The organism is Microbacterium sp., assembly GCF_039812165.1.
Lineage (GTDB): Bacteria > Actinomycetota > Actinomycetes > Actinomycetales > Microbacteriaceae > Microbacterium.
Genome location: NZ_JBDIAB010000018.1, coordinates 1 through 24,890, shown reverse-complemented (window position 1 = coordinate 24,890; position 24,890 = coordinate 1). Strand labels below are relative to the sequence as shown.

24 protein-coding genes and 1 pseudogene are annotated in these 24,890 nt (G+C 67.1%); 7 read left to right on the top strand and 18 right to left on the bottom strand.

The annotated features are described in order from the left end of the window. Positions 1-197, top strand: a pseudogene (locus WML84_RS03235) (pilus assembly protein CpaE); the annotation flags it as partial. Positions 198-324: 127 nt separating this feature from the next. Here the strand turns inward: WML84_RS03235 and WML84_RS03230 are convergent. Together WML84_RS03230 and WML84_RS03225 are read right to left on the bottom strand one after the other, a co-directional pair. Next, a complete protein-coding gene (locus tag WML84_RS03230; protein ID WP_347344702.1) occupies positions 325-1,194 on the bottom strand; it encodes an intradiol ring-cleavage dioxygenase in 870 nt (289 codons plus the stop codon). A gap of 95 nt (positions 1,195-1,289) precedes the next feature. Then, the gene (locus tag WML84_RS03225) at positions 1,290-2,495 is read right to left on the bottom strand and encodes an MFS transporter (protein ID WP_347344701.1); all 1,206 of its coding nucleotides are present in this window, start codon (positions 2,493-2,495) and stop codon (positions 1,290-1,292) included. A gap of 439 nt (positions 2,496-2,934) precedes the next feature. Between WML84_RS03225 and nrdH the strand changes: the two genes are divergently transcribed. The 6 genes from nrdH (at position 2,935) to WML84_RS03195 (ending at position 8,744) form a co-directional block, all read left to right on the top strand. After that, entirely contained in the window at positions 2,935-3,168 is a 234-nt protein-coding gene (nrdH, locus tag WML84_RS03220) for a glutaredoxin-like protein NrdH (RefSeq protein WP_347344700.1), read from the top strand. A gap of 63 nt (positions 3,169-3,231) precedes the next feature. Next, entirely contained in the window at positions 3,232-3,666 is a 435-nt protein-coding gene (gene nrdI / locus WML84_RS03215) for a class Ib ribonucleoside-diphosphate reductase assembly flavoprotein NrdI (protein WP_347344699.1), read from the top strand. Next, positions 3,648-5,804 (top strand): class 1b ribonucleoside-diphosphate reductase subunit alpha, encoded by a 2,157-nt coding sequence (nrdE, locus tag WML84_RS03210; protein WP_347344698.1) that lies wholly within the window; start codon positions 3,648-3,650, stop codon positions 5,802-5,804. Before nrdI ends, nrdE begins: the two co-directional genes overlap by 19 nt. 32 nt (positions 5,805-5,836) lie before the next feature. Then, positions 5,837-6,817 (top strand): class 1b ribonucleoside-diphosphate reductase subunit beta, encoded by a 981-nt coding sequence (gene nrdF, locus WML84_RS03205; protein WP_347344697.1) that lies wholly within the window; start codon positions 5,837-5,839, stop codon positions 6,815-6,817. Positions 6,818-7,183: 366 nt separating this feature from the next. Next, positions 7,184-8,470, top strand: coding sequence for a site-specific integrase (locus WML84_RS03200; protein ID WP_337318525.1), 1,287 nt, complete (start codon positions 7,184-7,186; stop codon positions 8,468-8,470). Between the two features lie 19 nt (positions 8,471-8,489). Beyond that, positions 8,490-8,744, top strand: coding sequence for a helix-turn-helix domain-containing protein (locus WML84_RS03195; protein WP_313480966.1), 255 nt, complete (start codon positions 8,490-8,492; stop codon positions 8,742-8,744). 63 nt (positions 8,745-8,807) lie between these two features. On the opposite strand, the gene WML84_RS03190 is transcribed toward WML84_RS03195, so the two are convergent. The 16 genes from WML84_RS03190 to WML84_RS03115 form a co-directional block, all read right to left on the bottom strand. Next, complete coding sequence (locus WML84_RS03190) at positions 8,808-9,455, bottom strand: hypothetical protein (RefSeq protein WP_337318529.1); 648 nt, start codon at positions 9,453-9,455, stop codon at positions 8,808-8,810. A gap of 21 nt (positions 9,456-9,476) precedes the next feature. Next, positions 9,477-9,986, bottom strand: a complete 510-nt coding sequence (locus tag WML84_RS03185) for a single-stranded DNA-binding protein (RefSeq protein WP_337318531.1) — start codon at positions 9,984-9,986, stop codon at positions 9,477-9,479. A gap of 112 nt (positions 9,987-10,098) precedes the next feature. After that, the gene (locus WML84_RS03180) at positions 10,099-11,826 is read right to left on the bottom strand and encodes a TraM recognition domain-containing protein (protein ID WP_337318813.1); all 1,728 of its coding nucleotides are present in this window, start codon (positions 11,824-11,826) and stop codon (positions 10,099-10,101) included. 20 nt (positions 11,827-11,846) lie between these two features. Beyond that, a complete protein-coding gene (locus WML84_RS03175) occupies positions 11,847-12,404 on the bottom strand; it encodes a hypothetical protein (protein WP_347344696.1) in 558 nt (185 codons plus the stop codon). After that, positions 12,401-13,891, bottom strand: a complete 1,491-nt coding sequence (locus WML84_RS03170) for an ATP-binding protein (protein WP_337318535.1) — start codon at positions 13,889-13,891, stop codon at positions 12,401-12,403. Before WML84_RS03170 ends, WML84_RS03175 begins: the two co-directional genes overlap by 4 nt. A gap of 72 nt (positions 13,892-13,963) precedes the next feature. Further along, positions 13,964-15,433 (bottom strand): SCO6880 family protein, encoded by a 1,470-nt coding sequence (locus tag WML84_RS03165; protein WP_337318537.1) that lies wholly within the window; start codon positions 15,431-15,433, stop codon positions 13,964-13,966. 3 nt (positions 15,434-15,436) lie between these two features. Next, positions 15,437-16,957: a conjugal transfer protein TrbL gene (locus WML84_RS03160; protein WP_347344695.1), complete on the bottom strand. Its 1,521-nt coding sequence runs from the start codon at positions 16,955-16,957 to the stop codon at positions 15,437-15,439. Positions 16,958-16,995: 38 nt separating this feature from the next. After that, entirely contained in the window at positions 16,996-17,268 is a 273-nt protein-coding gene (locus tag WML84_RS03155; protein WP_071644218.1) for a DUF6112 family protein, read from the bottom strand. Between the two features lie 208 nt (positions 17,269-17,476). Further along, positions 17,477-17,791 carry a DUF6112 family protein gene (locus WML84_RS03150; protein ID WP_347344694.1) on the bottom strand — a complete coding sequence of 105 codons (315 nt, stop codon included), beginning with the start codon at positions 17,789-17,791 and terminating at the stop codon, positions 17,477-17,479. A 7-nt stretch (positions 17,792-17,798) separates the two neighbouring features. Continuing rightward, entirely contained in the window at positions 17,799-19,418 is a 1,620-nt protein-coding gene (locus WML84_RS03145) for a M23 family metallopeptidase (protein WP_347344693.1), read from the bottom strand. A 14-nt stretch (positions 19,419-19,432) separates the two neighbouring features. After that, positions 19,433-20,122 carry a hypothetical protein gene (locus WML84_RS03140; RefSeq protein WP_347344692.1) on the bottom strand — a complete coding sequence of 230 codons (690 nt, stop codon included), beginning with the start codon at positions 20,120-20,122 and terminating at the stop codon, positions 19,433-19,435. Positions 20,123-20,183: 61 nt separating this feature from the next. Next, positions 20,184-21,377 carry a ParB N-terminal domain-containing protein gene (locus WML84_RS03135; protein ID WP_347344691.1) on the bottom strand — a complete coding sequence of 398 codons (1,194 nt, stop codon included), beginning with the start codon at positions 21,375-21,377 and terminating at the stop codon, positions 20,184-20,186. Further along, positions 21,374-22,180: a hypothetical protein gene (locus tag WML84_RS03130; RefSeq protein ID WP_347344690.1), complete on the bottom strand. Its 807-nt coding sequence runs from the start codon at positions 22,178-22,180 to the stop codon at positions 21,374-21,376. Before WML84_RS03130 ends, WML84_RS03135 begins: the two co-directional genes overlap by 4 nt. A 1,619-nt stretch (positions 22,181-23,799) precedes the next feature. Continuing rightward, positions 23,800-24,288, bottom strand: coding sequence for a carboxymuconolactone decarboxylase family protein (locus tag WML84_RS03125; RefSeq protein WP_347344689.1), 489 nt, complete (start codon positions 24,286-24,288; stop codon positions 23,800-23,802). Then, complete coding sequence (gene trxA, locus WML84_RS03120) at positions 24,288-24,668, bottom strand: thioredoxin (RefSeq protein ID WP_020627593.1); 381 nt, start codon at positions 24,666-24,668, stop codon at positions 24,288-24,290. The genes WML84_RS03125 and trxA overlap by 1 nt, the downstream gene beginning before the upstream one ends. 28 nt (positions 24,669-24,696) lie before the next feature. Then, a partial coding sequence (locus tag WML84_RS03115) for a GNAT family N-acetyltransferase (protein ID WP_347344688.1) occupies positions 24,697-24,890 on the bottom strand: 194 nt, incomplete at its 5' end.

The window sequence follows — 24,890 nt, the reverse complement described above, 5'->3', positions numbered from 1 at the left end:
TGTGGCTGCCGCACGAGGCGCAGCTGCGCGAGCGGCTCGGACGGGCGTTCCGTTCGCTGCGGCGCCTCGCCGACACCTACGAGGTCGAGATCGTGTGGCGCGAGGGCGAGGACGAGGAGCGGCTGACGTTCGCGCATCCCGAGCCTGCCGACGCGTACGCCCTCGCGCTGCTCGACATCCTGCGCCGCATCGCGTGAGGTCCTGCGCCGGTCGCCCGATCCGCGACACCCGCCTGATCCGCGAGAATCCATTGGTGCGTCGAGAATGCGTGCTGGGCGTGCAGTCTCGACGCACGGTTGGAGTCTCGCGGTGGGCGGAGCCGAGTCAGACGCCGACGGTGAGCGCCGCGGTGAAGCCCTCGGCGACCGAGCCCGACATCGTCGCGATCTGGAAGACGCCGCCGTCGTCGCCGAACACGTTGTCGCTCTGCAGCGACAGCTCCGACACGTTGCGGACGCTCTGCTCGTACCCGGCCGTCGCGTAGACGGCGTCGTTGGTCTCGGCTGGCAGCGCGAGCTGCGAGGTCTTGGCGATGGGCCCGTCGGCGACCGCGCCGGCGACGCTCTCGTATACCTCGAAGTGAATGTGCGGCCAGCGGCCCATGTAGCAGGCGGGATAGATCGTCGTGAAGCGCACGACGCCGTTCGCGTCGGTCTCCTGCACGCCGCGCAGGTAGTTCTCGTTCTCGAGTCCCCGGCTGTAGAGCGAGTAGTTCCCGTCGCGATCGCAGTGCCACAGATACACTCCGCGTCCCGGGAGCGCGGCGCCGGTCGCGGCATCCCGTACCGTGAGCGCGACGGTCAGGGGGATGCCGTCGGCGACCGTCGCGGACGACCCGAAGCTCGAGCGGATGTCGCTGCGCACGATGCCCGAGTCGTCGAGCACGTCGATGCCGTTCGACCCGTCGGCCGGGTAGGGGCCGGCGGTCTCGTCCGGGATCTCCGCGACCGGGACGTCCGGCGTCGCGGTGGGCGTGGGGGTCGGCGTCGCCGTCGGCGTGGCCGTCGCGGTGGCGGTGGGCGCGGCGGTCGTGGACGCCGCGCCGCACGCCGCGAGGAGCGACGTGAGCGCCACGCCGCCGAAGATGCCGAGCGCGCGCCGCCGCCCGATCAGCGTCTGCACGTCGTAGACGAGTCCGCGGTGGTCCTCGTCGATCTCCTGGCCGTGCTCGTCGATCCATCGTGGGTCGGTCATGTCGCCCTCCTCGTTCCGTGTGGCCTCAGTCCACGGCATCCGCCTATGCGGCTGCTATGGACGGCCCATGGATCGGAGGGGAGCTCCGAGCCGGGTCAGGATGCCGTGGCGATCGGGATCGTGTCGGTGATGGGCTTCGAGCTGCGACCGCGCAGGTCGGGGAACGAGCGCCAGAACACGACCGAGACCACGAGTCCCGCGACGACGAAGCCGACGGCGGCGAGGTAGGCGCCCTGCGGGCCGGTGCCGTCGATCAGGAAGCCCGCGACGGCCGATCCGGCCGCCGCGCCGATGAGCTGCCCGGTGCCGACCCAGCCGAACGCCTCGGCGGTCTCGCTGAACCGCACGCTCGCCGAGGTGATCGCGAACATGACGGCGAACGCCGGGGCGACGCCGAGGCCGGCGATCAGGAGCGAGCCGCTCAGCCACAGCGCGTCGAGCGAGAACATCGTGGCGGCGAGGCCGATCGTCACCACGACGAAGCGACGCGCCATCGCCCAGGGGCCGATCGGGACGTGCCCGAAGGCCAGTCCGCCGATGAGGCTGCCGATGGAGAAGACCGCCAGCACCACGCCGGCCTCGTAGCGGCCGTGGCCGAACGTCGCGACGATGCCGGCCTCGAGCGCGGCGCACGCGCCGACCAGGAGGAAGCCGGTGGCGGTGGCCAGCAGCACGGGTCCCTTGGCGAGCACCTTGCCGAGACTCCGGCGGCTGCGCGGGATGCGCACCTGGCCGACCTCGCGGCACGAGATGAACCACGCGCCGCCGCCGATGAGGAGCACGACGATGAGCAGCATGCCCGGCACGGTTCCGGCCTGGAGCGCCACGAACGTGATGACCACCGGCGCGATGATCCAGATGATCTCCTGCAGCGAGGCGTCGAGCGAGAACAACGGCGTCAGCTGCCGCGAGGTGACCATCTTCGGGTAGATCGTGCGCACCGCCGACTGGATCGGCGGCATCGACAGGCCTGCCACGAGCCCGAGCACCATGTAGAGGGGGAGGGGCAGGACGAGGAGCGCGAGCGCGGCCAGCGCGACGGCGCACACGGCGAGTGTGAGCGTGAGCACCCGACGGATTCCCCACAGGCCCATCCAGCGGCTCGTGACCGGCCCGGCGATCGCCTGCCCGACAGACGTCGCGGCCAGCACGAGGCCGGCCGCTCCATAGGATCCCGTGACCCGTTCTATGTGGAGCAGGATGCCGAGACTGATCATCCCGTTGGGCAGCCGCGCGGTCAGCTGTGCGGCGATGATGCGAGCCACGCCCGGGGTGCGGAGAAGGTCCTGATATCCAGCCACGACGTTCCAGCCTATGCGCGATACCTGGGCGACGGCTCGGCGGGGCGGCGGTCGGCGACGTGCCGCGCGGCGACTGCCGGCGACGGGTCGGCGGGGCCGGGATCCGACGTCGCGACACGCCGCGACACGCCGACGGGCGCTCTCCACAGCGAATCCGATGTCGGAACCCCCGCGTAGCGTGCGGACTGTGGATGGGATGCCGTCGAAGCCCCGCCGAAGGGCGTGAATCAGGGCTTTTCCGGCTTCCTGAGAGGGTGCTCACCTGTGGATGAATCGGTGGAGAACCTGTGTTGTATCTGAGGAGGACGGTGGAGAACTACACGGATGTAACTACTAGCCCTTGTGGTGCGACCCGATGTCGGCACCTATATGTAGTATTGGGAGTCCGACGGAGCGCCGTCGGCGGAACATGAGGAACTGAGGGGAGAACCGGGTTCAAATGGCGATCACGGTCTACACCAAGCCGTCCTGCGTGCAGTGCAACGCGACCTACCGCGCGCTGGACTCCAAGGGCATCGATTACGAGGTCCTCGACCTGTCGGTGGACCCGACGGCCCTCGAGCACGTGAAGTCGCTCGGGTACCTGCAGGCGCCGGTCGTCGTCACCGACGAGGACCACTGGTCGGGCTTCCGTCCCGACAAGATCGACGAGCTCGCCTCGCGCCTCGCGTAGTCGACAGACCGCCCGGGCGTCTCGAAGAAGAAGGAACACGATCAGGGGAAGCAGAGGTGCAGCATGAGCGTCGTCGCCACACACGCACCCCTGCTCGTGTACTTCTCGAGCATCTCGGGCAACACCGCGCGCTTCGTCGAGAAGCTCGGGCTGCGCGCGGTGCGGATCCCTCTCCGGGGATCCGACCCGGCCATCGAGGTCGACGAGCCGTTCGTGCTCGTGACCCCCACCTACGGCGGGGGACAGGGACGGGGCGAGGAGAAGGGCGCCGTCCCGAAGCAGGTCATCCGATTCCTCAACGACGAGCGGAACCGGAGCCTGATCCGCGGAGTGATCTCCGCGGGCAACACCAATTTCGGCGATGCCTACTGCCTCGCCGGCGAGATCATCAGCCGCAAGTGCCGCGTGCCGCACTTGTACCGGCTCGAGCTGTTCGGCACGCCTGAAGACGTCGATCGCGTGAGCGAAGGACTGGAGCGATGGTGGACACTGCACTGACCGACACGGCATTCAAGACGGATGCCCGCTTCGAGGGGATGGACTACCACTCCCTCAACGCGATGCTCAACCTCTACGGCGAGGACGGCCAGATCCAGTTCGACGCCGACAAGCGCGCCGCGCGGGAGTACTTCCTGCAGCACGTCAACCAGAACACGGTGTTCTTCCACTCCCTCAAGGAGCGCCTCGACTACCTGGTCGAGAAGGACTACTACGAGCCCGAGGTCCTCGCCAAGTACCCGTTCGAGTTCATCAAGGAGCTCAACGAGCACGCGTACGGCAAGAAGTTCCGCTTCGAGACGTTCCTCGGCGCGTTCAAGTACTACACGAGCTACACGCTCAAGACCTTCGACGGCAAGCGCTACCTCGAGCGCTTCGAGGACCGCGTCGTCATGACCGCCCTCGGCCTCGCCGACGGCGACCAGGAGCTGGCGGTCCGGCTCGTCGACGAGATCATCTCGGGCCGCTTCCAGCCGGCCACGCCGACGTTCCTCAACACCGGCAAGGCGCAGCGCGGCGAGCTCGTCTCCTGCTTCCTGCTGCGCATCGAGGACAACATGGAGTCGATCGCGCGCGGCATCAACTCCGCGCTGCAGCTGTCCAAGCGCGGCGGCGGCGTCGCGCTGCTGCTGTCGAACATCCGCGAATCGGGCGCACCGATCAAGCAGATCGAGAACCAGTCCAGCGGCATCATCCCGGTCATGAAGCTCCTCGAAGACAGCTTCAGCTACGCGAACCAGCTCGGCGCGCGCCAGGGCGCCGGCGCGGTGTACCTCTCGGCGCACCACCCCGACATCCTGCGCTTCCTCGACACCAAGCGCGAGAACGCCGACGAGAAGATCCGCATCAAGACGCTGTCGCTCGGCGTCGTGATCCCCGACATCACGTTCGAGCTCGCCCGCAACGGCGAGGACATGTACCTCTTCTCCCCGTACGACGTCGAGCGCGTCTACGGCGTGCCGTTCGGCGACATCTCGGTGACCGACAGGTACCGCGAGATGGTCGACGACGCGCGCATCAAGAAGACGAAGATCAACGCGCGCGAGTTCTTCCAGACGCTCGCCGAGATCCAGTTCGAGTCCGGCTACCCGTACATCATGTTCGAGGACACCGTGAACCGGGCCAACCCCATCAAGGGCCGGATCAACATGTCCAACCTGTGCAGCGAGATCCTCCAGGTCAACACGCCGACCACGTACAACGAGGACCTCTCCTACGCCGACATCGGCAAGGACATCTCCTGCAACCTCGGCTCGATGAACATCGCGCTCACGATGGACGGCGGCGACCTCGCGCGGACGGTGGAGACCAGCATCCGCGCCCTCACCGCGGTCAGCGACCAGAGCCACATCTCCTCGGTGCGCTCGATCGAGGACGGCAACGACCGGTCGCACGCGATCGGCCTGGGACAGATGAACCTGCACGGCTACCTCGCCCGCGAGCACATCCACTACGGCTCGGAAGAGGGCCTGGACTTCACGAACATCTACTTCTACACGGTGCTGTTCCACGCGCTGCGCGCGTCGAACAAGATCGCGATCGAGCGCGGCCGCGCCTTCGACGGCTTCGCCGACTCCACCTACGCGTCGGGGGAGTTCTTCGACAAGTACACCGATGCCGCATGGGCGCCGCAGACCGAGAAGGTCGCCGAGCTGTTCGCCGGCATCCCGGTCCCGACGCAGGACGATTGGCGGGCGCTGAAGGCCAGCATCCAGGAGCACGGCATCTACAACCAGAACCTGCAGGCCGTGCCGCCGACCGGGTCGATCTCGTACATCAACAACTCGACGAGCTCGATCCACCCGATCGCGTCGAAGATCGAGATCCGCAAGGAGGGCAAGCTCGGCCGCGTCTACTACCCGGCGCCGTTCATGACGAACGAGAACCTCGAGTACTACAAGGACGCGTACGAGATCGGCTACGAGAAGGTCATCGACACGTATGCCGCCGCCACCCAGCACGTCGACCAGGGCCTGTCGCTGACGCTGTTCTTCAAGGACACCGCCACCACGCGCGACATCAACAAGGCCCAGATCTACGCCTGGAGGAAGGGCATCAAGACGATCTACTACATCCGCCTGCGGCAGCTGGCGCTCGAGGGCACCGACATGTCCGAATGCGTCTCCTGCATGCTTTGATGCTCTGATCCCGGATTCTTACAGGAACGATGATGACCCCCCACGAACCGCTCAAGCTGGTCGACCACGTGCAGGCGATCAACTGGAACCGCATCCAGGACGACAAGGACCTCGAGGTCTGGAACCGCCTCGTGAACAACTTCTGGCTGCCCGAGAAGGTGCCGCTGTCCAACGACATCCAGTCGTGGAACACGCTGACGCCCGACGAGCAGACGCTCACGATGCGCGTGTTCACGGGGCTGACCCTGCTCGACACGATCCAGGGCACCGTCGGTGCGGTCTCGCTCATCCCCGACGCGATCACCCCGCACGAGGAGGCGGTGTACACCAACATCGCGTTCATGGAGTCGGTGCACGCCAAGAGCTACTCGTCGATCTTCTCGACGCTGTGCTCGACGAAGGAGATCGACGAGGCCTTCCGCTGGTCGGTCGAGAACCCGAACCTGCAGAAGAAGGCCCACATCGTCATGGACTACTACCGTGGCGACGAGCCGTTGAAGCGCAAGGTCGCCTCGACGCTGCTCGAGAGCTTCCTGTTCTACTCGGGGTTCTACCTGCCGATGCACTGGTCGAGCCGGGCGAAGCTCACCAACACGGCCGACCTCATCCGTCTCATCATCCGTGACGAGGCCGTGCACGGCTACTACATCGGCTACAAGTTCCAGAAGGGGCTCGAGAAGGTCACCGAGGCCGAGCGCGCCGACCTCAAGGACTACACGTTCTCGCTGCTGTACGAGCTGTACGACAACGAGGTGCAGTACACGCAGGACCTCTACGACGCCGTCGGCCTCACCGAGGACGTCAAGAAGTTCCTGCACTACAACGCGAACAAGGCGCTCATGAACCTCGGCTACGAGGCGATGTTCCCGTCGACGGTCACGAACGTGAACCCGGCGATCCTGTCGGCCCTGTCGCCGAACGCCGACGAGAACCACGACTTCTTCTCCGGCTCCGGCTCGTCGTACGTCATCGGCAAGGCCGTCGCCACCGAGGACGAGGACTGGGACTTCTGAAGTCCACGTTCTAGACAGACTCTGACAAGAGTCGACCGGGAGGCCCGGATCTGCAGGTTTCTGCAGATCCGGGCCTCTTTTCGCGCCTCCTTCCGAAGAACACAGGAGGACAGATATGAACGTCAGCAGCCGTTGGGTATGGCACGCGGGTGGCACGCCCGCACCTTCCAGGAGAGAGCGGGGTGGTCCGCTGACCGAAGTTCGGTCCCGGCATGCCACCGACCTCGTGCCACAGCGTGCCATAGGGCGCCTAAAGTGCGGCAAGAAAACCCAGGTAGAAAGCCCTTTTCGGGGCTTCCTGTCCTCTTGTGGCACGGAGTGGCACGAGGGATCGCGTGAGTCCGCTCGAGACCAGTGGAGGACACGATGAGCACCACCAAGACCCGGGAAACAGCAGCAGCCAGGCGAGAGAGCTGGGGGAGCCTTCGCAAGCTCCCTTCCGGCCGCTGGCAGGCGCGCTATCCCGCACCCGACGGTGAGGTCTACACCGCCCGGACAGAGGACGACAAGCCGCTGACGTTTCTGACGAAGACAGACGCCCGCGCGTGGCTCGCAGGCGTTCACACGTTGATTGCCCGTCAGCAGTGGGAGCCGCCCTCGGTGACCGCCGCTCGCCGCCGTGCAGTGGCGGAAGCGGAGAAGGCGCGGTCCATCGGATTCTCCGAGTACGCGGAACGCTGGGTGGCCTTCATCCGCACGGAGCCGAACCGCAGCGGCAGGAAGCGTGCTATCGCCACCGTCCGCGCCTACAAGAGCAAGGTCGACGGGTACCTCATCCCCGAGTTCGAAGACACCCCGATACGGCAGATCGACGAGGCACGTATCCGACAGATGACCGATCGCCTCGACGCGATACCCTCGCCGCTGAATCCGAAGTCGAAGTTCAACGGCATCACGCGACCGGTACTGATCGTCCTCATGATGATCCTCCGCCAGGCAGCCCGAGAAGGAATCATCCCCGCTGCACCGAACATCTCGATCCCGAAGCAGGAGGCGGTCCGGCACGACGCCGACCACGACGAGGACGAAGACGTTGCGAGCCCCGAGCAGGTCGAGGCCTTGTACGACGTAACCCCGGATCACTGGGCGATCATGGTGCTCTTCGCCGCGTGGTGCCAGCTGCGCCGCGGGGAGTGCCTGGGCTTGCAGCGCAGGGACATCGAGTGGCACGACGAGAACACCGCGACCCTGCATGTGCGCCGGCAACTGAACGCGAACACCGGCGACTACTCGGAGAGGCTCAAGAGTGACGCGGGCAGACGGACGCTCAGCATCCCGAAGCTCATGATCGACCGCCTCAAGGATCACCTGCGTGACAACGTCGCGGCCGAGGCCAAAGCGCCGCTGATCCCCACGAACGTCCGTGGCAGCGTTCCTCTGTCCAACACGCGATGGGGATACGTGTGGGCGGATGCTCGAGACCGTGTCGCTGACCTCCGGCCGCGATTCCGGTTCCATGATCTCCGTCACACGGGCCTGACGATCTTCGCCCAGGAGGGCGCGACCCTCGCAGAGCTGATGCGGCGAGGCGGCCACGCCGACATCCGAGTCGTCCTCCGCTACCAGCACGCCACGATGGCCCGCGATCGTGAGCTCGCGGACCGTATGAGCGATCGCGTCCAGGAGCGGATCAACGCGGCCAGGAAGGCATGAGAGTCGACGTGGGACAGCCATGGACACCTATCAGGAGAAAGAGTTCATCAACAAGGGAGGCACTACCATGGCCGTTCACGATCGTTCGCAGCCCCCGGCGCTCAAGCTGATCTCGCTGGCTGTCGCCGCCGACACCTACGGAGTGTCGATCAAGACGCTGCGCCGTCGCATCTCGGACGGCACCGTGAGCGGCTACCGGGTTGGACGGCTGATCCGCGTCGACCCGGACGAACTCCGCGAGAAGCTGCTCATCGAGATCCCTTCAGCCAAGTAGACGCAAGACCAAAGTGTGGGCGGGCCTGAAAGGCCCGCCCACACTTTGCGGTTCACCGTCAGCTCACACAGGCGGCGTCTCGTCGCGCAGGAACGCCGCTTCCGCTTCCGCACGCCGGGTGACGTCTTCGACGACGAAGTCCACGAAGTCCTCGTCCCGGTCAGTGATCGGAATCTCTTCGCCCGCCCGGAGCGGATCTTCGCCGGGCCAGACGGTTTGCCGGGAGGGGCGGTCGCGATCGAGGCGGGTGCCGGAGATCTGTACCCATTCGCGTAGCCGGGTCCGGGCGGCGGCGAAGTCGGTCATGAACGAGATAGCCCCGGCGGCGTCCTGCTCTGGGTCGTAGCAGCCTAGCCACCGGGTGTAGAGAGCGGAGAGCTCCCACACGAGTTCCGGGTGGCGGTGCCACATGGGAGGGACGATCTGCGGGGGGAGGGCGAACTCGTGCCGGAGCCAGTTCACCCATTCGTTGAGGTCGAGCCATTCGTGCTCGGCGTCGTCGGAGGACAGGGTGCGCCAGTTGATCGGGCGAGGCACGGGCGGGAGGTCATCACTCCCGCCCGCGCCTGCCCGGGGGCCGCCGTCCCGTCTCTCGCCTTCGTCGATCTCGTCGGGCTCGTCGTCCTCGATGTCTGGTTCGTCGGACTCGGGCTCGAAGTTCACGTCCGGGTCGCCCGGTTCGGGGTTCTGGGTCGGGTCGTTATCGGCCACGTCACTGCCCTCCGGTAGGGGTTATCGGCCGACCGCTTCCATCGCGGGCGCTTCGGCCTCTCGCGAGGTGGTAGGGGTGGGCGAGCCGAGCTGGGCTGCTCGGTCGGGTTCCTCACGCTCGGCGTCGCGTCCGACTTCGCGGTCGGCGTCGCGTTCGGCCTGACGCTCGGCGGCGGGCCGGCGGTCGATCGTGAAGTCCGTGATGTTCGGGTCGGGCGCGATGCGCTTGGCGACGAACTGCTCATCGGTGCGCTCCTCGCCGTTGACGTTGCGCGTGTACTCGCGGGTGTAGCCCTGCGCGACGATGTCGTCGCCCTTGACGTACCGGTCGGCGGACATCTCGGCGGACTTCCCGAACTGGATCAGGTCGTGGTAGGTCGGGTCGAGCTTGCGGAAGGACCCGTCCTGCTGGGGCTCGTAGTGGTTGATGCCGATGCGGGCGTAGAAGCGCGCCTGCCCGGATTCGGAGAAGGTGAGGCGGGGATCGGCGGAGATGAAGCCGTTGATCGCCTGCGAGGTCTTGATGGCCATGAGAACTGAGGTCCTTCCTGATAACAACGAAACTGTCTGGTGCCCCCGCGGTTGAGCGGGAGGCACCAGACAGGTGCGCAGGTCAGACCCCAAAGGACCGAGAGAACCGGTTTCAGGACGTGTGCAGGAGCGCCTCGATCTCCTTCCGGTCCGTTTTCAGCTGCGCGGCGTCCTTACGGGCAGGCCAGGCGCGCAGGTCGGTGATGATGGGGCGGGCGGTGCGGAGCATTACCACTCCGATCCCGAACGGCAGCGTGCGGATCACGTCCGGGGGCATGATCGCTACGCGGCGGATCGAGCGTTGCGCGGAGCGGTGTCCTTGCTCGCCGATGGTGACGGAGTCGGTGATCTCGTCTCTCTCTCCGATCAGCGCTGAGAGGTCCTGCAGGTCTCGTGAGTTCGATGCGCCGCCGAGGATGACTTTCACGATTGATGCGTCCCACAGCGCGTTGGCGTTGTTCTCGCCCCATTTCTCGCGTGCCTGTGCGAGGGACTGCAGCACTGGCAGGGTGGTGATCCCCGTGCCGCCGCCTTCGGCCATCAGCGTGGGAAGCGAGGGCAGGGGTGCGAGGTTGCCGATCTCATCGAGTGCGAGGAGCATCGGTGGATCTAGTCGTGTGCCTGGTGAGGTGGCGGCGATCTTGCGGGCGGTTTCGACGAGGTCTTCGATGAAGGCGGCCACCAGCGCCGAGGATGCCCCGGCCCCAGCGCCGGTGGCGAGGAGGTACAGGGTGCCGCGATCCCGGATGAATGTCTCGGGGTCGAACCGGTCTCGCGGACCCGGTGTTACTGCGTCCAGGACGCGCGGGTCGGCGAACGCAGAGAACGCGAGGGACACTCCCTGCCAGATCGAGTCGCGCGTCTTGGGGTCGGCTTGTAGCATCGCGTCGAGTGAGTCCGCCCACCCGGGTGCTGCCTGCGGGTTGGATTGCAGTACCCGCACCGCATCCGCGGCAGCGGCGGGGTTCAGCGCCCACTGGTACAGGGTTGCTGCGTCCCGCCCGTCCAGCGCTGCGGCGTGGAGGAGCCCCTGGATGGCGGCGGCGGTCTTGCCCTGCCAGAAGTCGCCGCCGGACACGGAGCCGAAGTTCGTGGCCGTGGCGAGCCCGGTGGCGCGGATCATCGCTGTCAAGGGGTCTTCGCATCCGCGGACCGGTGACCACTTCATGCCCGCGGGGAGTCCTTCAGCGAGGTGCTGAGGGTCGAACACCGCGACCGGTCCGACGCGCTGTCGGGCCTTCAGCGTCGCGGTGAGGTTGTCGGGCCGAGTGGAGGTGGTGATGACGGCGCCGGGAGCATCGAGGATCGCGTTGATCACGACATGCAGCCCTTTGCCCGACCGGGGTGGGCCGATAAGCAGGATGGAGTCCTCCACGGTCGCCCACACCTCCTGCCCTTTCGACCGGCCGAGGAGGTAGCCGACGTCCTCGGGGGAAGGATCTTCCAGCGAAGGCCGGAACGTGCCCGCCCGTTTCCTGAGGGCCTTCGTCCCTGCGGCTTTGGCGACATCGCGCGCAGTGGCGATGCCGTGGAGCAGGCGCGGATCCTGCGCCCGGTTCTCTTTCGCGCGCGCGATGACTCGCCACACCCACCACACGATGATCCCGAGGACCGAGACTGTGATGGCGAGGACCAGCCAGTACACGACCGGGCTCAGGCCCGGCGCGCCGATCGCCTCGCCCGGGGTAGCCGGGGTGAGCAGCACACCGAGCCCCGTTGAGGGCCCGCCGGTGGGTTGCGGGAGCCCGGTGAAGAACGCAGCGGCACTACCGGCGGCGCGAAGCAGCCCGGCCAGGACAGCGAACCCCGCCAGGGCCGCAAGTCCCAAGTTCGCGAGCATCTGGGACGGCTGGTGCGGGTTCATCCCAGCCCTCCGACGATGTGGGTGGTGCCGGAGATCCGCCCGAACAGCAGCACCTCACTGCCGCCGCCTTGCAGTTCACGGTCCTCGATCACGTGCCGCACACGTCCGTATCCGTCGGAGGAGGAATGGCGGATGATCACCGCGAGAGCGACATCTTCACCGGGGACGAAGCCTTCCCCGACTGCCTCGAACAACACCGGCAGCCTGGGGTCCTGTGCGGTCATTCCCGCGGTCTCGGAGGCCAGTTCGGGGTCGGGCTCTGGGACGGGCGGGGTGAGGACATCGGTGTAGGTGGTGCCGCTGTGCTCGACGATCTCCACCCGCACCGGCACCTTCCGCCGTCGCAGGACCTCGTCTATCAGCCCGCCGAGCGCGTGCCTGCCGACGGGCTCCCCTGTGACGGGTGCACCGTCGAGGGTGACGCTGATCTGGTCGTCCGCGTCTACCCGGACGACCAGGTGCGGGAGTGTGATGGGCACCACGAGATCCCCATCGGTTTCGCGTGTCGTGGCGCGATTGCGGCGGGAGCGGCGTGAGGGTGCAAGTTCGCTCATTTTTGCCGCCCGATCATCCGCGTGGTCGTGTCGAACGTGGACAGCTCGTCCGGATGCAGCTGATGCTGGACGGCGAAAGATCGCTCCTTGATCCGCCACAGTCCTTGCCCCGTGCCTAGGCCCGGTAGGAGGGACTGTTCGGTGCCAGTGAGGCCGAGCGCGGTCGCGGTGGTGCCGAGCTGGTCGGCTTCCTGCCGGTAGATGATCCGCGTCTCCGCGTTCGCCAGTAGGGACGACGCCAGGGCCCGCATCGCGGACCCGCTGTCGCCGACGTTGTCGAGGTCTGTCAGCTTGTGGAAGATCAGCATGTTCGCGATCCCGTAATGCCTGGCGAGCCGCCACTGCGCGTCCATGCGCTTGAGCAGCGCGGGATGGGACATGAGACGCCAGGCTTCGTCGTAGATCACCCACCGCTGTCCGCCTTCGGGGTCCAGGAGGGCCGATTCCATCCACGCCGACGAGCACGTCATCAGTACCGAGATGAGGGTGGAGTTCTCCGCCACCCGGGACAGGTCCAGGGAGATCATCGGCAGGGACGGGTCGAAGGTGACCGTGGAGGGCCCGTCGAACAAGCCCTGCAAGTCCCCGGCGACCAGGCGCCTCAGTGCGTGCCCGACGATCCGGCCGTCCTCAGCGAGCCGCCCGTCGGTGTCGTCTGTGCTGTCGGGGTTGAGGATGCGGTCCACGATCATTGGCAGGATCGGGATGTCGTTGTTGGCGACGGCGGCGGAGAGAGCGACGTCGATCGACGTGTGTTCCAACGGCGACAGCGACCGCTCGAGGACGGTCTCGGCCAGTGCGCCGATCAGCTCCCGCCGCCGGGAGGCGACCTGGGCGCCCCATTCGATATCCGTCAGACTGGAGGGCCGGTGGCCCTCATCGAGGGGGTTCAGCCGGTTCTTCAGCCCGTGGCCGAGGACGATCGCCTTCCCGCCGACAGCCTCCGCGACGGGGGTGTGCTCGCCTTTCGGGTCGCCGGGGACGTAGACGCGACGCCCGAACGGAATCGACCGCGTGTATAGCGACTTCGCCAGCGAGGACTTTCCGGAGCCGACGATGCCGGCCAGTACGATGTTGGGGGCGGTGATGACGCCGCGCTTGTACAGCTCCCACGGGTCGTAGACGAACGACCCGCCCGAGTACATATCTTGTCCGACGAACACGCCTTCCGGCCCGAGTCCGCCTTCGGCGAGGAATGGGTACGCACCGGCGAGCGCGGCGCTGGTGTCCTGATGGGAGGGAAGCCGCAGCCCTCGCAGCGAGCGGAGGGCGGCGGGACCTGACTCACCAGATCGGGGGAGGTAGGTGGTGGCGCGGCGCTCGGCCTGCTCCGCCTCCCACTGGGCGCGCGCTTCGGCCTTGCGGGCGGCGACGTCCTTCGCTTGGATCTGCGCGGCGGCCTTCCGGCGGGCGCGGCGCTGCTTGCGGTGCTCGGACTCCGGTCCGATCAGCACCGTCGAGTACACGCGACGTTTCGGGATGCTCACAGCACGACTCCTTCCTGCACCCGCCCGGGCAGGCGGTGTGCAGGAAGGAGGTGCGGGACCGGCGCCCCAGGGTCAGACGGTGCGTGCGAGCGGCAGTGCGGCCGCGGTGAACGCCTGCGCCTGCTGTCCGACCAGCCGCCGGGTCTCGCAGGAGGCTTGGATGGCGGCCTGCTCGATCTTCGAGACCGCCGCTTCCAGCTCGTCCGGGGTGGGGGCGCTGACAGAGATCAGCCCGGTGTAGCGGAGGATGCCGTGCCCGCTGGTGAGGTCGGCTTCTTGCTGCAGCACGTCCTGATACTCGGCGGACTGCTGGGCGTCCTCGACCTGTCCGATCTTCTGGCGTTGTGCGGCGTCGGAGATGTACTCGACCTTCTTCTTCCGAATGTCACGGGCCGCTTGATCCGACCGGATCGGCGTGCACAGTAACGAGAACGATCTCCGCACCCCGGAGGCGAGGAGCACCGGGGACAGGAACCCCGGGTACACGAGCGATCGGGGCCATTCGCTGACCCAGAGCACGGCATGGTGTGCGCTGTCGGAGCGGAGCCCGTTCCAGGTCTCCTCCAACGCAACCGGTCCTGCCGTGGCCAGGTCCTGCCCGAGGTTCCCGGAGCGTTCCAGGGTCGCGGCGATCGCCGGGTCGTACGCGGAGCGTAGGATCACGGCGAGCTGGCCGGGTGTGAGCCATCCGGTGGCTTTCAGCTCGGCGGAGTGGAGCGCGGCGGTGAGGGTGTTCATCTCCTGTCGCAGCACGGCGGCTGCACCTTTCATGCCGCCGCCGGCGGTGCGGATCGCCCGGGCAGCGGCCTTCATGTCCAGGGCGAGGGAGATCGTCGTCGCGTGGCGTTCCCCGGCAGGGCCTGCCCGGTCGATGAGCTCGGCGTAGGTGCGCGACGTCCACGACTCGTCGTCGGGGTTGCCGTGCTCGGCCCACCACTGCGCAAGCCCGCTCCCTGAATCCGGGAGGGTGCGCTCCAGCACCTGCAAGCGGGCGATGCGCCCGGACCGGCAGCATGTCGCGAGGACTCGCCCCCAACTGGCCACGCGGCGTTCCTGCTCGCCAGGGTCCAGGAGCACGAACGCGGGATGGGTGACTTCCAGCAGCGCCGTCAGCGTGGCTGCGTAGGGGTGATGCACCATGACCGCTCCGGTGATCGGGTCTTCGTACTGACGCAGCGCCGCCATGTCCCCCGGGAGCGCGAGGGTCCCGGCGGGGCGGGGCTTGACGACCCGCATCCGGTAGATCGTCTGCTTCACGGTGACCCGCCACAGCCAGTGCACCCCGACGGGCAGCCACTCGACGGTCTTGCGGCCCGCGATCGGGACCCAGGTGATGGCCAGGCAGGTGACCCAGATCGGGGCGGTATAGGCGAGGATCATCCCGCCTCCCGCGTACAGCGACCCGATGAACGCCAGCCCGGCGATCGCGAGCGCGATCACCTGCGATAGCGACAAGCCGAGGATGAGGCCACGCCGGGTGAGGCGGGAGAACTTCACCGCCGTCAGCGGGTAGTCGTCTTTCGTGTTCTGCGGTTTCGCCACGGGTTACTCCTTCCCTTCAGGCGCCGTGTTCGGTGGCGGCGGGTCCTTCGGCGGTGGCGTCGACGACGGGCCAGACGATGCCGACGGTGTGCTGGACGGCGGCTCCTGCGGCGCCGATGGGGCAGACGGCGGGGGTGCGTTACCGGACGGAGGCGGGGCGCTATCTTGGCCAGCCGCTGATGCCTGGTCCTCTGCAGCACCGCCGATCACGCCACCGAGCTTGGGGCCGGCCGTGGCGGCTTCCTTGACGGCCGCCGCCGCGACGACCGCGACTGCGGCGGGTCCGGCCGCTGCCGCACCTCCCGCAGCAGCCCCGCCACCTGCAGCAGTCCCGCCACCACCGGCAGCACCACCGGCAGCACCACCGGCAGCACCACCGGCAGCACCACCGGCAGCACCACCGGCTGCGCCGCCCCCGCCACCAGCCGCAGCGCCGCCTCCGGCTCCACCAGTACCAGCAGCGGTCGCACCGCTCCCGCCGTCCGGAGGCGGGGGCGGCGTGCCGCCGCCTCCACCACCCCCGCTGCCGGGCGGTGGGCCATCGCCTTGACCCTTCCCGTCGAGGACTTTCTGCGGGCCGTCGCCAGCGGGCTTGGACGGAGTGGGCACGGGCCGATTCATGGACTGCTTGGCCTCTTGCTCCGCGCTCATCGCGTGGTACATGTCAAACCCGATAAAGGAGATGAACTTGTAGACCATGTACGGCGCGAACGCGGCGACGAACATGAGCACGATCCCCGCGATGGGGTCGGCGATGGATGCCAGGTCAAAGTCGATCGGCTGGGAGACCTGGGTGATCGCGACGAGGAACACCACGACGAGGACGAGCTTGGACAAGATCAGCGCGATCACGAACGACACCCATTTTCCGAACCAGCCGCGGGTGACGTCCCAGCTCGCGCCGCTGATCGCGATCGGCCCGAGCACGATTGCGACGAGCAGCAACGCTTTGCGAATCAGGAGCGAGAACCACACGATCGCCGCGGCGGTGATCGCGAGGCCGGCGAAGAAGATGGTGATGATCGCGCCGACACCGGGAGCGGAGAGGTTGATCGCGGTGAGCCCCGCGGCGAGCAGGGCGATCTTGTCGCCCATCGCTTCCATCGAGTTGCCAGTGGCTTGGATGATGCCGATGGTCAACTGGTCGGTGATCTCCAGCAGCGTCGCGGTGAGCGTGATGATGAGGAACGACCCGAGCACGCTCTTGCCGAGTCCGAGCGCCGCCCGAGAGAGTGCGGTGGGGTCTCGGCGGATGAGGCCGGTGATCAGTTGCAGGCAGAAGAACACGAGCATGATCAGCACGGCGACGCCGAAGAGGATGTTGTAGACGCCGACGTACTCCGGGGACTGGACGTCGACGAGCGTGGTGGTGTCGAAGACATACCAGACGCCCTCGAACAGCCAGGCGGCGGCCTGTCCCATCGCTTGAGCAAGCCAGTCGAAAGGGGCCGCGACGAGCGTCGCGGCCCCTTCTCCGACGGCGTCGCAGACGTTCGAGATGACCGGGACGTCACACAGTGCCATGACGGTCTCCTTCCGGGGCGGTGCGGTGGAGGGGCCGTTCAGACGGCCTGGCCGACGTTCCAGAAGAAGTTGATGAGCGTGACGCTTGCGCCGCAGATGATCGCGGCCCCGCAGGAGACGAGGACCCCGATCTTTCCCCGCCCGGCCAGATGCGGGTTGCTGCTGTTCGCGCCGAAGCCCCAGATGATCGCCGAGATGATCAACGCCAGGACGCTGAGGATCAGGCCGACCGTCATCACGGCGCCGACGATGGTGCGCAGCTGGGCGATACCGGGCAGCCCGGAACTGTTGGGGTCGATATCGACCTGCATCGGGACGAGTGCGGCCAGATGAGGCAGGACGGTGGTGGTGAGATCGAGAACGGCGGACACGGGTGCTCCTTCATGAATCAAGCAGGGATACCCGGCCGGCATCAGCCGGGTATCGCACAGGTGCGCTCCCCGCACCCCACGACGCAGGAAGCGGGGGCGGTGGAGCTCCGTCGCCTCCACCGCCCCCGCCAGTTCTTCACGTCCGCGGCTAGAGTTGCCCGCCGAGAGTGATCAGCCAGTTCATCCACGTGATCCCGGCGCCCGCGAGAGCTGCCGTGCCGAGCGCCGTCCACACGCCGATGCGTGCTTTCGTGGCGACCTGGTGGTGCCCGTTCGCGGAGCCGATCGCCCAGATCACCGCGCTCACCACGATCATCAACACCGACAGGATCAGCACGATCGTCAACAGCGCGCCGATGATGCTCTCCAGCTCGTTGGAGCCGCCCACGGCGCCGAAGTCGGGGAACACGTTCCCCGAGGCCAAGAATCCGGCCGGTTGCAGCCGGGAGAAGGAAAACGTCATCGGCGGGTCACCCTTCTTTCACGGAGATGTGGATGTGGTCGAAGTGCCCTCCGGTGACGTTCCCCGGGTCGTGCATCCCGCCGCCGCCGTACGGCTGCCACCCCTCGTCTGCGCGAGCCGTCGACCAGATCTGTCCTTGCCAGATGAGGTAACTGATCCCGAGGGTCTCAGCGTTCGTCTCGAGCCAGTCGGTCAGTTGCCACCCGTAGTCGACCTGCTCCGCGCTCGGGTAGTGACCGATCTGATTGCCGACGGTGACATCGCAGGCCCGCCCGAGCGGATGATCCGACCGTGTCCCGGGACGTGGCGAGTAACACGCCCACCCGGTGCCGGGGAACGCGTTGCGGGTCTGGACGACCATATGCGCGGTGCGGGCGGTGACCTGCCCGCCGGTGCCGGTCGGGTCATCGACCACCTTCCCGCCGTCCCCGGTGAACTCCGCCGCGTCCGCCCCGGCCCCGCCAGGCGCGCAGCCGGGCCCGGGTGCACTATTGCCGTCGGGTTCGGTGGCGCCGTGGTCTGCGAGCCACTGGTCGGCGTCGATCGACTCGGTGCCGGTGGAGCCGGGCCGGATCTCGAAGTGCAGGTGCGCGCCGGTGGAGCGGCCCGAGGAACCGACGTCGCCGATGTGAGTGCCAGCGGTCACCGTCTGTCCTTCTTGGACGTGGATGCCGTGTTCCCACATATGCGCGTACACGGAGCGGACGGCTTCGCCCCGCACAGTGTGTTCGATGATGATGAGGCCGCCGTAGCCTCCGTTGAACTCGGCCCACACGACCCGACCGTCGGCGGCCGCGTAGATCGGGGTGCCGTCGGCGGCGGCGTAGTCGGTGCCGGCGTGGTAGGTGGTCTCCCCGGTGAACGGGTCAGACCGATACCCCCAGTCGCTGGTCTTCGTCCACGTCCCCTCGGGCAGCGGGAACATGATGCGGGTGGTCTCCGGCACCGACCCAGTGCCGCCGCCAGTGCCGGAGGGAGCGGGCACGGTGAGGGCATCGAGGATCGCTTCGGCGACGGGCTGGTAGTTCTGATACCGCTCCGGGAACGCGCTGACCTCGACGGCCTGCGCGACCTCGCCCATGTCCATCGTTTCCCAGCCCGGGATGTCCAGCATGCCCCGTGGGGAGGGGTAGTTCGGACCCGAAGGCCCGCCGTAGAACGCTCTGGCCTGGTAGGTGGTGTCCATCAGCTCGGCGACGGTTCCCCACCCGGCCTGCGGGCGCATCTGGAATAAGCCGAGCGAGTCGTGGTCGGACCCGTTGCCGTCGTTGGGGTAGCTCCCAGACTCCGGGTAGGTGCCGGTGTTCGCCAGTTGCCGCAGTGTCGATTCGGTCAGCGCCGCCATGAGGGCGATCGTGGCCCCGCGGGCATCGACGCCGTCGGTCTGCCCGCCGACGGTGATGATCGTGGCGGCGTGAGTGAGTTGCTTCTTGTTCAGCGTGAATGTCTCCCCGTCCCGCGTGGTCACTTCCAGCTCGTCCGGGATCGGCCCCACGGTCAGCGACGACCCGGGACCGCAGCTCGCGTTCGCGGCGGGGTTCATCAGCACCCCGACCCCGACCAGCACGGCCGCCGGTCCCACGCACAGGACGAGGACCGCCAGCGCGGCGAGGATCTTCTTCAGCACGACAGACCCCGGACTCAGCGCAGCGGGTTGTCGAGCTCGGACAGCCGCAGCGTGTGGCACCGCTCGAACGCGGGCTCGCACGCGAGGAACACGGTGAACGACACCGGGTGTTCGCTGGTCGCTTCCTGCCCGGAGACGGTGCCGGTGCGGTGCCGGGTGCCGTCGATGGTGACCGCGATCATCCCCTCCACGAGCGTGCCGGACCGGTCTTGCGCGACCGCGTCGGCCCAGGCGTCGGGGATGACCGCCGTCTCGGTGGTGAGGTGCTGGGTGGTGGCGTGCCCGGTGAGCTGGCGCCAGGCGTCGGGCGCCGGGTAGTAGCCGGCGATGTCCGAGGCGAGACCGGGGGTCTCGGTTCCGGTGGGGTCGGCGTCGGAGAGCACCACCTGCCCGTAGTCGGCGGGTCCGAGCCCGGAGGCGGTGTCCCAGGTGAAGAGGGCCTCGGCGACGGCGCGTGCGTACCGGATCGGGTCGTTCGTCCGCGGCAGCGGCGTCAGCTCGGGCGGTCCGGACGGCGCCGGGGCCGTTGGCCGTTGCTCAGACGTGGTCGGTACAGGGGCGGGGGTGTTCTCGTGCGGGCGGGCGATCAGCCCGTACACGCCCAGTCCCACCAGGACGAGGAAGATGACCGTTCCGGAGATACCGGCGATCAACAGGGCGCGGCCCCGCTTACGCGGGGCCGCATCGGAGAAATCAGTCGACATGGCAAGGCACGTCCTTTCACAGCAGAACCGTCAACGGTGTGTGCCATGCAGGTGCGGGCGCCTAACCCCACTGGTCACTTCGCGGCGGGGCACTCGCACAGGCGGCGGCGCGGCGTGCGTCGGCGGCGGTATCGAGAAAAGCGTTCGCCTGGTCGCGGTGGCGGGTGATCGCGTCCCACTGCTCGTCGGTCGCGTACCGGCCGACGAGGGCGGCGTCGTTGATCTCCCACCATCCCTCGGCCTTCGCGAGGATGTCGACGAGCCGGCGGGCGTGGTAGCGGCCCCGCACCCCGTCTGCGGACATCCCGTCCTCCTCCGCACCCGACTCGCCGTTCTCCGCGGTTGTCGCAGCGGAAGTTGGGGTGAGGGCGAGCTTGCGCACGCGGGCGATGGCGGCTGCGACCGCTCGGGATCGTTCTACCGGACGGTCGATCTGCCGCACCGCGCGGAGCTCGTCGTCGGCGGCTTCCCGGACGGCGGCGCTCGCAGTCTCGTTCACTGCGGTCTTCTCCAGCCAGCACACCCCGCGCAGGGCGATGACCTTGTGGTAACGGCCATGGACCTTTGCGTCGCTGTTAATCTCCACGACCGCTTCGGCGGCTGCCTGCCGGACTCGTTCGTCTTCGTCCTCGTTGGTCGCCAGCCGTTCCAGCGCGAGGACCTGCTCGAGCTGTTGGGAGGAGTCCCGGCCGGTCACCGCGGTCGCGGCCTGCACGCGGGACTTCCGTTTCGACGGTGGTTGTGAATCCCAACGGCCGCTGCCGCTGCCCTGATAGGTCGCGACGATCATCGCTTCCTTCTCGTCCGGGTCCGTGTCGTCGGCCTCGCCGTCGTCCGAGCCCGGGAGGGCGTCGGCGCCGAAGCGGGTCGCGGATTGACGGCGGGCGTTCTCCTCGGTGAGAAGCGTCTTGTACTCCGCGTACAGGGCTGCCTTCTCCGTGGTGGTGAAGTGCTTGTGCAGAAGGTTGTCGTCCTGGATCGCCAGCAGCGTCCGCAGCTTGTCCGACACCTCAGACGCGATCCACACCGGGACCGTCGCGTGCCCGAGCTGCCGCATCACTTCCAGGCGGCGCCGGCCGGAGATCAAGACCCCGTCGGAGGTGATCACGATCGGGCACAGCAACCCGAGCGTTTGGATCGACGTAGTCAAGTCGGCCAGGTCACCGAGCTCACGCCGGTAGGAGCGACCCAGGACGATGCGCTCGATGGGGAACTGGGCTACTGTCTGCCCGGTCCCGGACGCTGTGGTGTTCATGCCGCTGCTCCCCTCGTGAACTTTCGGGAGATGGCGGCGAGTTGGTGATCCGCGAGGAGGTCTTCGGTGCGGTCCCCGAGCAGCAGCCGCGCGAAGATCCCCAGCCGCGCCGGGTCGGCTCCGGTGGCTTCCTTCTTCGACCGCGGCCCGAGTAGCAAACGCAGCAGACCATTCCAGTCGCGGGCGGAGAACCCGAGCCGTTGCCGCATCGCGTTGTCTTTGCGCAGCACGTCGATCCCGGACTGGGTGCTCGCCAGACTCGTGAGGCGGTGGCAGATGTATTCCACCGCGGTCTCAATGGTGCGGGGATACCAGCCGGTGGTCACCAGGAACACGGACGCGGATCGGACGACCCTCTCCACAGCCACGGTCGGTGAAGTAGGCGGGGTTGCGGCGGCGAGCACGTGGTAGAAGAACGTCTCGTAGTGGCCGGCCCGCATCGGGTACTCGTCGGGACGCTGATCGGGCCGGCGGGCCTTATCGGTCGAGGTGAGGAGACGTTCGGCGTGCACCTCGGCGGCCATGCCAAGCTCCACCGCACGAGTGATCGCGGCCCACGGGTCGGCGGCACGGCGGATCGCCGGCGTCCGCATAGCCATGAACGCCTCATACGCGGCATCGGCGGGGTCACGGTGCCAGGACCGTGCCAGCGGAAGGTACTTCTCCTGCGCATACTGCATCAACGCGCGGGCGGCGGGGTGCGTGCGCCAGAGCTGCTCGGCGGTGAGTTGCTCCAGCAGGGCGCGGAGCCCTTCCCCGGTGGTGAAGTCGGGAAGTAGTGGTTCAGATGAAGGGTCTTTCATGAGGTCAACTCCTTAGGACGAGGTGACCAGTAGGTGTGTAAACGCGACCCCAAACCCTCGGCACGGCCGGGAACCGATTCTGTGCGCCCGAACGGGCCGTTTGTCACGAGCGCTACTCTCATCCCGCGATCGACCATCAGGAACCCCGCCAGTGGACATGGCACGGCGACCTCGCGGGCGGCAGCGTCAGCTGCCCCACTGGCTGGCGCAACTCGCTTCATCACCGTCGCGGACCCGTGACAGGTTCTGCGAGCTTCGTTCTGTATCCCCTCTATAGCCATGCGCTACTCCTTCCCAGGGCTCCCGCAAGATGCGGACGGCCTTGCGACCATGAGGTGCGCCGGGAAGATCAGCGGAGCGAGGACGGATGGCTGACGGTGTGCCGACCGTCAGGCTCCACAACGAACCCGACGTGTCTGGTCCGGTCTACTGGCTGGCGGCGTATCCGTCGACACGCGCATGACGAACGTGGGCCATTCGGCGAGAATCACGGTTCGTGCGACGAGTAGCGGCAAGAGAGGCCGAGGCGACCAGTCGACAACATTCTCCACGAACCTGGTAGGCAAGTGAGTTGGGACAACGACGTCGGGTCACCGAGCTGCGTCGTTGACAGCGATAGCGTGGGCTTGCCCATCCTCAGCCACCGTGTGTGGTGTGCGTCGGTACTGTGTCGGCGTTATGCCGTAACGACGGTGAAACCAGTGGGATGCTACACGCGGGTCGCTCCACCCGACTTCACTCGCGGCACGTACCACGGAGATGTCTGTTTCTTCGATGAGCCGAGCGAATTCAGTGAGCCGGAGTTCAGTGAGTAGGCGCATCGGTGCGGCGCCGGCGTGCTGTACGAACATGCGGGTGAGGTGAGTCCGTGAGAGGGAGAGCTCTCGTGAGAGTGCTCCAACGGTCCACGGTTCTGCGATGCGCCCGCGAAGCAACTGGATTGCGCGACCGATGTAGCCGATAGATCCGGTGTCGGTCAGTCGTCCATTGATGGGTGTCCACGGTGTCGTGGGGGTGTCCGGCGCTTCATCCAGAAAAGTCGGCAGTATCAGCCTCATCCATCGTGCGAGAAGCTCGAGAGTGTGAATCGCGACGACTTCGGGCGAGTGGGTCCCGCCGCGCAGTACGCTCATCTGTCGCCATAGCGGCTCGACTCGCCGCAGCGCAGCGATTCCTGGCGCAAGGACGATCGCGTGGCCGTCCCACTCGAGGGGGTGTACTCCTGCGATCACTCGTTCTGCATCGGGGAGAAACCACGCCATCTGGGTGCGCCAGAACTGCTCGTCGGCGTAGATGGCCCAGATGCGTACGGACGGGGATGGCCGCAAGCGACACCATTTGCCGGTGCCGAGGGCAAGAGACATACCAGGACGCAGGACGTGCACGCTCTCAGCAGTCTCGAGGACGCAAGACCCCTCGACGACGTTGAGTATCTTCGCATGCCGAAACACGGTACGGCTTGACGGGACCGTACGCACCATCTCTATGGCCGCAATATCGCCTGACGCTTGAACCGCTGGGTAGGGGCGCGTGAACCTGATCGGTTGAGTGGGCGGCAAGTCATGCGCGGCCTCGAACGCCTCCTCTGGCGTAGCGGCCACGCTGCGCACAGCACACCGTCAGCTCAGCTTGCCTTCCGAGTCGCGTGGTCGCACGCGGTGTTCGCTGAGGATCGAGATCCGATTGAACATGTTGATGGCCGCAGCGACCCACTCCGCGGCCGCGAACACCTCCTCGGTGAGGGTGCTTCGGGCCTGCGCGAGCTCGACATTCACGGCGGCGTCGAGCGGGAGCCGGGTGGCTGCTTCAGCGATCGCGAGCAAGGCTCGCTCTCGATCGCTGAACAGGGGCGACTCGCGCCAGGCGGGCAAGATGTCGAGTAGTTGCTGATTAACGCCTGCGCGCCTTGCCTGCCGCGAATGCAGATCGAGACAGAAGACGCATCCGTTCAGCTGCGACGCCCGAACCTTGATCAACTCGCTCTCGGCGGGACTGAGTCCGCGTTGCGAAGCGGCCTCAGACACAGCGGTCGCGAACGCAGACGCGGCTTCCCATGCTTCTGGGACGGCCTTGTCCATGTAGGGGCGTGGTTCATGCAAGGTCGTCATCACCGATCATCCTTGGCCGAGCCGCCATCGGAGTCGAGGTCCTTCCTGACCTCGTCCATGTCGAGTCCTCTGACGTTCTCTACTACTTCGGCCAAGGCAGTGGGCGGTAGAGCGCCGGCCTGGCTGAAGACGAGCAACCCCTGGCGGAAGGCGAGCAGCGTGGGAATCGCGGTGATTTGGGCCGCCGCGGTAATGCGCTGCTCCGACTCCGTGTCGAGTTTCGCGTGGACGATGTCCGGATTGTCTTGCGACGACTTCTCGAAGACCGGCGCAAACTGATGGCATGGTGCGCACCAGTCCGCCCAGAAGTCGACGAGGACGATGTCGTTCTGATTGATCGTGACCTCGAAGTTGTCCTCGGTCAGTTCGACGGTTGCCATGTGGGTTCTCCTCTTGTGCGCATGATGATCAGTGGTGGTGTCCATGGGGGTTGCCGGGGAATCGCATGTCGACGACGTCCGCATACTCCGGATGAGCGCGAATGTACGCGGCGGCGAAGGGGCACGAGACCGTCGCGGTCTTCTTGTCCTCGCGGAGACTGTCGAGGACGCCTCCAAGGAGTCGCGCCGCGACTCCCTTTCCGCGGAACTCGGGGAACACGG